The sequence below is a fragment of the Bradyrhizobium sp. Ken01 genome (genome assembly GCF_055807355.1).
Map to the genome: position 1 here is coordinate 1 of NZ_JBVVPC010000093.1, position 11,132 is coordinate 11,132.

Sequence of the window (11,132 nt, forward strand, 5' to 3'; positions counted from 1 at the left end):
TCAAGCCCCCAATCCCTGCAATCTCAAATGCCACCGCAACCGAAAAACTGACTCCTGCTCAATCGCTTAGAGCCTTGCTCACGGACGACTACTCATGATCGCGCGCGAAGGTCGCATGCCCGCCCGGCACTGGTGGCAGATCCGTCGCTGTCGTTGCGGCAGGATACCCGGCTTCTCATCGTAGGAGACGATCGCTACCGGTTTGTCCGACTTCTTCGACCGGTTGGCTGCCTTTTTCAGGATCTGGACCTCGCGATAGACATACAGAACCTCCGCCATCTTCTGCTCGAACTCGGCGCCGCCAAGATAAGTAGCGCACCTTTTGCGGTTTGATTTCCTCCTGCCCGAGAAGCTTGCACACTGTGCCCTGAACCAGACGGGCGAGACAGTGGTCCGTGCTCGCGGCATGGCGGGCCAACAGCCGCGTCGTCCACAACTCGTGCGGATAACCATGCTCCTTGGCCTTGTCGCACGCCAGAGACACCAGCCAGGCCTTGCTCGCCACCTCGATCGCTTGCCGCCATCCTCCCATGATAAAACTCCTCGTTCAGTCTATTCCAACGAGGAATCCACAAACAAACGTCTCGTTCCATCACCGCCAAGTTCAAGGAATCGGTCGTTAGGCTGCAACTGCACTTCCCTTTGTGTTGCGCTCATCGGGTGCTGCCTCTTATTGCCTCCCGACGAGGCTCCGAGATGGCCTCAGCAGCTTGGGGCAATCGTGGCGATCCATTCCTTTGATTCAGAAGCGAACTTGCGCGGAGCGCGCCGTACCACGCTAGTCCGCATCGTCGGTCCTTCCTTGACGCGGTCCATGAACGGATGACCATGACGCGAAACTTAGGTAGCGAAGACTCCGATGTGGCATTTCGTAAATCTTGCCTGCCGAACCAGTGTATTCGTCGCGTCACACTGCATGATGCTTTGCCTTGCTTGGGAAAGGCGGTCCGGTCGATCACCAGCACGGCATCATCATCCGCCAAATGCTCCACATAGTCGCGCACGATGTCACGCATCGGCGTCCCAATCCACGCCCGAGAATTGCATGCTGCTGCCTTGGGTCGGGATCGCCAGCCCCCTCCGACCGCATCCAACCAATGTTGCGCCGTCATCTCCGAGCTGACCTTCGAGGAACAGGGCTGCACGTCCCACACGCGCTTGCGCAGAAAGCTCCAAGAGGCAATTGGTATGCCATAACAGTGCACCCACCTACTCCACAGCGGAGATTATGCAGCCCAATTCAGTCGTCTGGCGCTCGAACAGGTTGCGATAGATGCCGCCGGTCTTGGCGGCGAGCAGGGTATGCCTGCCCTGCTCCACGATCTGTCCGCGGTCGAACACCAGGATGCGATCGAGGCCGCGCACCGTCGCCAGCCGGTGCGCGATCACGATCGAGGTGCGGCCTTTCATCAGCCGCTCCATGGCCTGCTGGATCAGCGCCTCCGATTCCGAATCGAGGCTCGAGGTCGCCTCGTCCAGGATCAGCACCGGCGCATCGGCCAGGAAGGCGCGCGCGAGCGCCACGCGCTGCCGTTCGCCACCCGACAGTTTGACGCCGCGCTCGCCGACTAGCGTGCCGTAGCCCTTCGGCAGACGCACGATGAAGTCGTGTGCATTGGCGAGCCGCGCAGCCTGCTCGATCGTCGCCGGCCTGGCGCCGGGCCGGCTATAGGCGATGTTCTCGGCGAGCGAGCGGTGAAATAGGATCGGATCTTGCTGCACGACCGCGATCTGGCCGCGCAGCGATTGCTGCGTGGCCTTGGCGATGTCCTGCCCGTCGATCAGGATGCGACCGCCCGAGACGTCATACAGCCGCTGCACCAGCTTGATGAGGGTTGTCTTGCCGGAGCCGGAGCGACCGACGAGACCGACGCGTTCGCCGGCGCGGATCGTGACCGACAGTCCCTCATAGAGCGGCGCGTGATGGCCGCCATAATGGAACGTGACGTCGTCGAACACGAGCTCACCGCGCTCGATCGCGATCGGCCGCGCGTCCGGCGCATCCGCAATCCCGATCGGCTCGTCGTGGATCGCCACCAGCTCCTCCATGTCGTTGATCGAGCGCTGCAGGTTGTTGATGTGCATTCCGACGTCGCGCAAATAGGCGTGAATGACGTAATAGCTCGTCAGCACGTAAGTCACGTCGCCAGGCGAGGCGTGCCCCGACATCCACAGCAGCACCGAACCGCCGATCACGGAGGCACGTAACGCCAGCAGCAGCGAGAGCTGCGACATTGCGGTGTAGTTATAACGCAGCCAGGTCCGCCGCAGGCGCACGCGCCAGCGGTTGACGACGCGGGCAAGCCGCGCATCCTCGCTCGCCTCCGCGCCGAACGACTTCACCACGGCGTTGCAGGTGAGCGCATCCGCCAGTGTGCCGCCGACCTTGGTGTCCCAGGCATTGGAGACGCGCGCGGCCGGCGCGATGTAGCGCGTCGAGAACAGCACCGTCATCGTGACATAGACCAGCGCGCCGAGCGCGATCACCGCGCCAAGCGAGGCCCAGTGCAGGCCGAGCAGGATCATCGAACCGATCAGCACCAGCAGCGAGGGCGCCAGCGCCATCAATATGCTGTCATTCAACAGGTCGAGCCCCCACATGCCCCGGGTGACCTTGCGCACCGTGGATCCTGCGAAGGAATTGGCGTGCCAGTCGGTCGAGAAGCGCTGCACGCGCATGAAGGCGCCTTCGGCGACCTCGGACATGATTTTCAGCGTGAAAGGCATGATGGCCTGGAGACCGGTCAGCCGCAGCACCATGGAGGCTGCACCCAGCGCCACGATTCCGGCCAGCGCCACCAGCGCCGCGTGACGCCCGGCGGGATCGGATGGGCCGCGCATCAGCGCATCGATCAGGTGCCCAGAGAACACCGGCATGAACAGGTCGGCAACGGTCGCGCCCAGCAGGCCGCCGGCCACGATGAGGCTGCGCCCCGGCTGCTTCAGCCAGTGCCGGAACACGAAGGGCAGCACCACGCGTATTGCCGCTGGCTTTTTTGTCAGAGCGGCCATGGCGTCACCTGGCCGCTTCTGACGCACGGAGCGCTCCCACCTCTGAATCTTCGACTTGTACCCTCGTCCAAAAAGATCGAGGCCATAATCTTGTAGGTCATCATTAACGGTCCTTGAGCAAGTTGAACCAAAGCCCCCCTTCAATGCTCGTGCCACTAGCAATAGCTTAATTCATCGGACGTTTTCGAACGGACGTGTTGTGTCCCCGACAGCCTGTCGCGGAACTGACGGTCGGCATCAGATGCGATAAATGCGTAATCGAAGAAGCCGACGATCGCAGTCGAATTTGGAACCTTTTGGCCACAAAAGCGCATCGTCGTATGGATCGTCCAGCTAGGCGGTTCAAGTCTCGCACGTCCCTTGGGGAGCGCCGCATAGTCCTTTGTCGTGAGCTCATTGGCGGCGCTGTGTCGCCGGCCGAGTAAAATTGCCACGCAGCGCCCAGTAGGTGCCACCGAGGACCAGGAAGAGTACACGAGCGCCGTCTCCTGCAAGCGCTTTGCCGGACAGGCGCGGAACCTGAAAGTGTGGCGGCAACCAACTCGGCGCGCTGCATCCCCTGGGCGACCACTCCCGAGCCGACAAGCTGCTTGCGAGCTTCAAGCGCAACGTCGGTGATCTGCCAGGGTACGATGTAGCTTTGTAAAGTAGTGAAAAACACCAAAGCCTTGAAGTGTCCGGGCTTTGGGCTGCACCTGTGCGGCATCCTCTGCCGTTTCGATCTGGTCGATTGACTTTGGCGTCGGTTCTTTTGCCTAGTCTACCGCGATTGTGGGCAGCTGGCATCATTGAGACGTTGAGCAACCGGCCAGGGCACTCGAGCTCTCGGTCCTTGGACCGGCGTTACATCTGCTCGCATCTTGATTCTCGATCTATGGATACCGGAGCTGCCGCGAGTGTGGAACCTGCCAGCGTCATCGGACAATCTCCAGAGACGATAGGCCGATACTGCAGCCATAGAACACCAGCAAGGTGCAGGCGTTGGAAGGACCACGCCGGGAAGATAGAACCGCAAGCTCCGGAAGAGTGCGGTCGCGGCGTCTGCGGAAAATTGTTGCTCTACATCAAAAAAGCTTCGCAAACAGGTGCATGTTGTTTAGGCACCAACCGTTAGGATAATCAACGTCGCGCAACGAGCGCATTGGACGACGACACAAATGTCAGCACAGCGGCCTAACTTGCTAGCGGAAATTGTGAGCGTCAGAGATGTGAATTGCAAATATCTCGGTAAAGAGTGCGAATTCGCAGTCCCGTTTAATTGGGAGCTAAGGGGACGGAAACTGCGCATAGCAACAGAAAGAATGACCGCCCGCGTTGCCAGGGACCGCCCCAGTATAGGGAGGAACGCCCAAGGAGGGCGGCGATAAGCGCGAGGCGCCACCGCATACCCGAGCTAAGACCATCGCGATCGACGCTCAATTGAACGTAGGTAACCGTCGAGGATCCAAAGGGATGCACGTATGATACGAAGGTTTTATTGTCTGCCCTGAGGCCGTCGTTCCGACCAAGTAGATGAAGGCGTGCTGTCCGGTCCGCTGTGGGTTCGTGAGATAAATCCCAACGATCGCCGCTGGCCTTTCCGACCTGCGAATTTCAGCCATCCCCTGCAGGTCAGCGCTCGCGGAAAGTCGCGTTGGCGCTTCAACATTTCGAGTCGCAATTGCAAGAATTGTTAGGAGCTACACGAACCCTGTATCTGCAGCTCTAGCTGTGGAGCCTCAAGAGTTTGTCCCTGGTCAAACCGAGCCTGCTGATCGGTGTTTGAGTTACAACACCGTGGGTCCGTGCCAGCGTTGTAGCCAGATCGGCAGCTCTTCGGCCCGCTGATCTGAGGTGGGATAGGCTTGACGTAAGCCAATTCCAAAAGCGCGGTTTGGATGAAGCGCTCGGCCTTGCCATTCTTTCGGCGTGTGCAGTTTGGTGCGGATGACATATGGCGGATTGCGAGAGAGACAAGGGGTGTAGCGTTGTCGCTGACGTCCGCACATATCCAGGCCCGTCATATCGCCAAACCGATGTCGATCAGAGCCATCCGATTAAACCCGAACGCGGGCATCTCGCACCCATCGTCCTAAACTTCGTCAATCGAGACTACATGCCGGGCGAATTCGGCATCCATGATTATGGAGGCCGTCGAGATGGATGGCCGGACCTCAGCTCACTCCGGCAAAAATTCTAGTGAGCGGCTGGGAGAGGCCTCCGTCCAGGTATTCGAGACCGATGGATTGATCGGCACCTCCGTCACGCGCCGGCTGTTCTTGCCTACTTGTTACCCCGAGCTTTGACGGTCGGCCGACACTGCTCATCATCGATGAGCGATGGCTTGCGCTCGATGATGCCGATTCGCAAGAAGAACGCCTTGGTCGTGTTTCCGACCCAATCGCTTGCTGATATCGACGGCTCCGCAATTGTACCTGACATCATCAAGAGCTGTCCGACCCGGATCCGTCTTCCCGATCACTGCGCCATCGAGCCACAGATTATGGTGATCTAGCAGAGCTTGGGCTGAACGAGCGGCAGATCTGACATCCTCGCCCGCGCAATTCCCAAGCGCGACTACTATTGCCAGTCGCCCCGCGGCAACCGGCTGTTTGACTTGGCCTCGGCGAAATCGCTGGCCTTTGCGGCCGCGTCGTCCAAATCGGACCAGACCCTCATCGTGCGTGTGCTTGCCGAGCACGGACGGGACGACTTTGTCACCGGCTGGCTTAGGGCGCGCGACCTCGGCTGGGCCTGCAATCTCATTCCGCAACTCGTCAAGCAAAGGGAGCTGTCACGAATCGTCTTCGCTCGCTTCTGGTAGCAAGTATCGTTGCAATACTACTACGACAGTCGCGCCGCGTAACCTGCTGTTGACTTGTCCTTGGCGAAATCGCTGGCCTTTGCGGCCGAGTCGTCCAAATAGGACCAGACCCTCATCGTGCGTGTACTTGCCGAGCACGGACGGGACGAGTTTGTCACCGGCTGGCTTAGGGCGCGCGACCTCGGCTGGGCCTGCAATCTCATTCCGCAACTCGTCAAGAAAAGAGATCTGTCATGAATCGTCTTCGCCCGCTTCTGGCACCAAGTATCGTTGCAAGCTGCGTCGTGCTGACGCCCCGGGAGGATAAAGCGCAGTGGATCGTGTTCGATCCCAACAACTACGTGCAGAATGTGCTCACGGCCGCGCGCGAGCTGCAGCAGATCAACCATCAAATCACTTGACTGCAAAAACGAAGCGCAGATGCTGACCAATCAGGCGAGAACCTTGCGAGCCTGCCGTATTCGTCGTTGCAGCAGCTCGTGCAATTGATTCAGCGTACGGAGCAGCTGCTCTTACCGGCGCAGCGCCTCGCGTATCAAGTCCAACAGATCGATCGCGCCTTCCACTTACGCGCCGACATCCACGAGCATGTCCGATCGGGCTGCTCGTCGACAATGCCCGAACGCGATGGCAGAATTCCGTCACCGCACTCCAGGATGCCACTCGGGTGCAGGCGACTGTCGTCCGCAACCTCGGCACCAACCGGACCCAGATGCCGGCCTTGGTCACGCCGAGCCAGGGCGCGTCAGGTACGCTCCAGGCGAGCCAGGCTGGCAACCAAGCTCCTTGCAATGCAAGCTCAGCAAGTTGCCGACCTCAGGGCCATCGTTGCCGCGGAAGCACGCGCGCAGGCGCTAGAGGCGCCCGACGGCAAGATTGCGCTCGTCAACTATCGCTATTGTGATCGTTGATCGGCTTTTCGCGGCTGCGGAACTGAGAATGCGTAGGAGCACCAGCAGAAGGTCAGGATCGTGCGAACTGGAGATCTCTTGACCACACTGACCAGGCGAATGAATTCATCAAGGACACACCTCGTTAAGCCGGCGGGTTCCTTGCGGAAACCCTACGGGTCCGAACGGATCGGCCACAAGTTGCCGGCCTATCGCGGAAGGTCCTTGCCGGCGGCAGCGCTCTTGTGCTCGTGCTGATCACTGGCCCCGCGTTCTAGTGGTTCATCACAGTGGTTTTGCCTCTTGTCGTTGCTAGGCCCGGCGGAGTTTGGCGCGGGCTTTGTCGGTTGTGAACATCCATATGATGCGATCTCGGGTTTTATTTCGTTGCAGTTGCCATGCTGTGATCTCGTTTCGGAGCCTGTTCGGGTCGTCGATGCGACGGCCGAGACATTGACGCTGCAGCACGCTGATCTCGCACTCGACCATGTTGAGCCAACTCGCGTGTTTCGGGGTGTAGTGGAATTCGATGCGGCGCAGGATGCGAAGGGCCTCAGTGGGCGCAAATGCTTGATACAGCGCGCCGGCGGTATGGATCGACAGATTGTCCCGCACGACACGGATCCAGGCGGCGTCGGATAATGGATGTCGACGAGTTCGCGCATGCAGTGCGCGTAGTCTACGGCGGCGCGGCGGTCTGTCACCTCGACGCTGCGCCAGCCACGATGTGGGTCGAAGGTGACGAAGAGATTGATCGTGCCGTTGTGGCGGTACTCGTAATCGTAGCGCTCGCGCTGTCCCGGCTGGGCTGGAATCGGCTGACGCACCTCGCCAATGAGCTGGACGGGGTCTCGTCGAAGCAGACCAGCGGCCGGGCGGGATCTGGCGCCTCGGCGTAGAGGTCGAGCACGTCCTCCATGCGGGCGACGTATTCGCCATCGACGTGGGGGATGCACAGCATGTCCCTGCGCCACGGCTTGAGGTCATTCTCGACCAACCGGCGACGCACGGTCTCGCCCGACAGGCTGTCGTGATCGGGGAGCTTGACCATCGTGTCGGCCAAAAGCGTCAGCGTCCATCGTTTGCGGCCGGCGGGCGGCTTGGCGCATGCGGTCGCCACCAGCAGGCCTCCTCCTTGCCGGTCAGCTTGCGCTCCGCGCCCGGACGCGGCTCCTCGCTCAAGGCCCGCTCCAGATTGCCTTCCACGAAGCGGCGCTTGGTCCGGCCGACGCTGGAAAGGCTGACCTGGACGGTTCGGACAATCTCCGCGTCACAACTACCGGCATCGGCCGCCAGCAAAATCTGCGCCCGCTTGAGCTTGCGAGCGGCATGCCTGCCGCCGCCGAGCATCGCTGTCAGTTCGTCCCGCGATTTGGCTCAATTCGACCCGATAACGTACATTCATGCTTCGCCTCCTTGTCGGAGGCCCGACCGAATCCAGCGATGAGCCAAAGGGCACGCACTTCACGGAGAAGCAGGGGTACTATCTGGCTTTTATCTACACCCACGCGGACACGTTCGGACGCCCACCTGCCGAAACCGACATGCAGCGCCATTTTTCGCGTCAGCCCGCCGTCGGTCCACCAGATGATCGTCACCCTCGAATGAAACGGTTTCATTGGCCGTCAGCCTGGTGTTCCCCGCAGCATTGAGAGTCTTCTGCCACCTGAAAACGTGCCCATCCTCGAATGGCTCGGTATGTCAAAATCACTGTGACGAACCACTAGACGCTGCAGGAGAAGCGGTCACGTACTTCGGCGCGGGAGGAGCTTTACTCGGCCGACCACCACAATGTCGCGGATCAGCTTGCGACCGTGCCGAAGGACTACGCCGAGATTCCGAAGGACGTACGACGTCTCGGGCCGCCTTTGCCGGCCGATCTCGGCCGTCCGATTGTCGCGGCACAGAGCTCTTCGTCTGCGAGGTTCATTTGGGTTTATCCCGAACAGCAGCGTGTTAACCGGGAGAGCGAGGCGGCGCGGACCACAAGGTATTCGCCAAACTCCGGGCCGCGAGCCCCGACCGGCTCCTCAATTAAAGTTCCTTCAAACACGACGCCATCATCCGACAAGGATTTGCTCCGAATGGCCAGGACCGAAAGCTCGCATTCGTCAGTGCAACCGTCGATCATCGGAGGACAAGTTCCGATCACCTCTGAGGCCAGCTGCTCCCTTTTTAATCCAGGCCGGAACAGCCATTGCGGCCGCTCTCATCATAGGTATCCGCTCCGACCTACCTGGTCAGATCTCCTAGGCGCTGCGAGATAGTCGCCGCCGCAGTCATGACTAGAGGCGCCAGCTGTCCTTCGGCCGGCACGGTGATGGCAATTGCGGGCACAATCCGTCCCCTCGATCGCCAGGGCTGTGCCGGGAATGATTCACTATGCCGCAGCGCATGCCCGGCAAATCCAGGGTGAACCGGATACTTTCTGGTTATCGAGACTCAGAAAGGGCCGGGCATGCGCTACGTGAATAGCATGTTTGGGGAGCTCCTCAAACCGATCGACCGACGAGAAGTTAGGGAAATCGTCGAGCGGCATGACGGCAACGCGTACGACAAAAGGTTCAAGAGCTGGGATCATCTTGTGACGATGGTGGGCGCCCAGGTGGGCCAGGTTGCGAGTCTGCACGCTATCGAGGCCACCTCTAAGGCAAACTCGCATCAGCATTATCAGGGGTAGGCAAGGCTCCTCGCTCGACGCTCTCGCGTGCGAATGCACGGCCTCTGGTGGGCATTTTCGCGAAAACCTTTGCCGTGCTGGCAAAGAAGGCCGATCGACACACGCGAGGGGAAGGCGCCGAGATGGTGCGGTTGATCGAGTCGAGCCCAGCGCCATTGGGCAAAATGTGTGAATGGGCCGAATGGAATGGTTGTATCCGCGGCATGAAGATGCACGTCGTCTGTCATCTGGGCGGCGATGTCCCGCGTTGGGTCGAGATTGCGCCAGGAGCCGTCAACGACGTCGAGATCGGTCGTAAAGCCGAGCTCGAAGCCGGCGCGACCTACGTTTCGACAAAGGTTATTATCACTTTGGCTGGTGGCAAAAGACAAGCGCCGCCAATGCGTCCCTCGTCGCGCGCGTCAAGGTGAACACGCTTGCGCAAGACGAAGTCGCGGCACGTGCGCAAGACCACTGGCGATAGCTTCAAAATCATCGCTGATGCCGATGTAGTGCTCGCCAGCAAGGGTGATTCCAAGCTGCCGATCCCGTTGCGACGCATCAAGGTCAAACGCGACAAAGGCGGGACGATCACTCTCATCACCAACGATCTCGAACGCATGGCAGTCGAGATTGCGGGCCTCTGCAAGGGTTGCTGACAGATCAAGCTCCTGTTCCGCTGGATCCAGCAGCATCTCAACCTCCGCAAGTTCATGGGCAAGAATGACAACGCCATTCGTCTGCAAATCATCGCTGCGATGATCACTTATCTGCTCCTGCGTCTCGCGCGGCGTCTGAATTCCTTGCCGATGCTGCAGCTGCGCTTCGCCGAGCTCGTTTGTCAACCCTTGTTACTGCGAAAGTCGATCGCGGAAATCTCCCAGCAAGCCAAAGCCCAGGTTCTCTCCCGACTAGCTGGCGTTTACCTATGCGCGATTGTTCCCGGGACAGCCCTGCCTCGATCGAGGACCACGGCGGCAATCGAGGCTGTCTCAGCAATGAATTGTCCCACGTTCAGCGCGTATCCTCGCTCGCGAGTGCTGCACAGCTCGCGTTCAAGCGCGCTCGCATCAGTGATCGTACAGTCCGTATAGGATTCAAGGCCGAGTGCCAAAACCTCCTCCAGAGTGGTGCCGGGCATTTGCGACAGTATGGCTTTTCCAGTAGCCGTACAGTGGGCCGGGTTGCGACGCCCGGGTGCTGCGACGTGCTTTATCGACCCGGGGCCAAGTACATGCTCGATGTTGATTGCCTCCGTCCTGTTCCAAAGACTGAGCGAGGCTGTTTCCATTGTGCTCTCGGCAAGTTCTTCGAGATAAGGTCGCGCCACCCTGACCACATCGAGTTTAGAAAGAAGCCTGCTCGCGAGCGCGATAAGCTCAATTCCGAGCACAAACCGGCCAGTCTCTTCGTCACGCTCGAAAATCCATTGTGTTCAAGAGGCGGCAGTGTCCTGGAAACGGCACTGACATGCTTTCCTAGCGGGCGCGCGATCTCACTTACACTAATCGCTCCTTTTTGACTGCCTGCTATTTTTGGTAGCCTCGGTTCAGGAGATTTTCTGCAGCGAACTTTGATATATATCGGAAGAGCAGCGCCTAAGGAGAGTCTCGATCGGCTGATCGACGAATATACATTCGAAGATTGCTGTATGTATCAGGCGCGGGAGCGGGGCTACGGCGAGTCGATGGCGGTGCATCCCACTAAAGAGGAAGTCGCTGGCCGCAGGGCATTCCGCTCGGTGGCCGATCTGCCCGAGGCGCCTGAC

3 protein-coding genes and 6 pseudogenes are annotated in these 11,132 nt (G+C 59.8%); 3 read left to right on the top strand and 6 right to left on the bottom strand.

Annotation, left to right across the window (positions count from 1 at the left end):
* Positions 1 to 78: 78 nt before the first annotated feature.
* From AC0L3S_RS38140 to AC0L3S_RS38155, 4 genes and pseudogenes are all read right to left on the bottom strand, one after another.
* Entirely contained in the window at positions 79 to 279 is a 201-nt protein-coding gene (locus AC0L3S_RS38140; RefSeq protein ID WP_259217525.1) for a hypothetical protein, read from the bottom strand.
* Positions 280 to 843: 564 nt separating this feature from the next.
* Positions 844 to 1,170 (bottom strand): annotated as a pseudogene (locus AC0L3S_RS38145) (transposase); the annotation flags it as partial.
* Between the two features lie 39 nt (positions 1,171 to 1,209).
* The gene (locus AC0L3S_RS38150) at positions 1,210 to 3,012 is read right to left on the bottom strand and encodes an ABC transporter ATP-binding protein (protein ID WP_259217524.1); all 1,803 of its coding nucleotides are present in this window, start codon (positions 3,010 to 3,012) and stop codon (positions 1,210 to 1,212) included.
* A gap of 1,704 nt (positions 3,013 to 4,716) precedes the next feature.
* Positions 4,717 to 4,918 (bottom strand): annotated as a pseudogene (locus tag AC0L3S_RS38155) (IS481 family transposase); the annotation flags it as partial.
* 271 nt (positions 4,919 to 5,189) lie between these two features.
* Between AC0L3S_RS38155 and AC0L3S_RS38160 the strand changes: the two are divergent.
* A pseudogene (locus AC0L3S_RS38160) lies at positions 5,190 to 5,815 on the top strand (conjugal transfer protein TrbE); the annotation flags it as partial.
* A 233-nt stretch (positions 5,816 to 6,048) separates the two neighbouring features.
* A pseudogene (gene trbJ / locus AC0L3S_RS38165) lies at positions 6,049 to 6,678 on the top strand (P-type conjugative transfer protein TrbJ); the annotation flags it as partial.
* Positions 6,679 to 7,017: 339 nt separating this feature from the next.
* Here trbJ and AC0L3S_RS38170 read toward each other — a convergent pair.
* Positions 7,018 to 8,110 (bottom strand): annotated as a pseudogene (locus AC0L3S_RS38170) (IS630 family transposase).
* A gap of 1,053 nt (positions 8,111 to 9,163) precedes the next feature.
* Between AC0L3S_RS38170 and AC0L3S_RS38175 the strand changes: the two are divergent.
* Positions 9,164 to 10,279 (top strand): annotated as a pseudogene (locus AC0L3S_RS38175) (IS4 family transposase).
* 7 nt (positions 10,280 to 10,286) lie between these two features.
* Here AC0L3S_RS38175 and AC0L3S_RS38180 read toward each other — a convergent pair.
* Positions 10,287 to 10,757: an IclR family transcriptional regulator gene (locus tag AC0L3S_RS38180; RefSeq protein ID WP_445432982.1), complete on the bottom strand. Its 471-nt coding sequence runs from the start codon at positions 10,755 to 10,757 to the stop codon at positions 10,287 to 10,289.
* Positions 10,758 to 11,132 lie beyond the last annotated feature (375 nt).

Coding starts and splice junctions, on each gene's coding strand:
- AC0L3S_RS38140 (WP_259217525.1), bottom strand. CDS start 279: ATGGCGGAGGTTCTGTATGTCTATCGCGAGGTCCAGATCCTGAAAAAG.
- AC0L3S_RS38150 (WP_259217524.1), bottom strand. CDS start 3,012: ATGGCCGCTCTGACAAAAAAGCCAGCGGCAATACGCGTGGTGCTGCCC.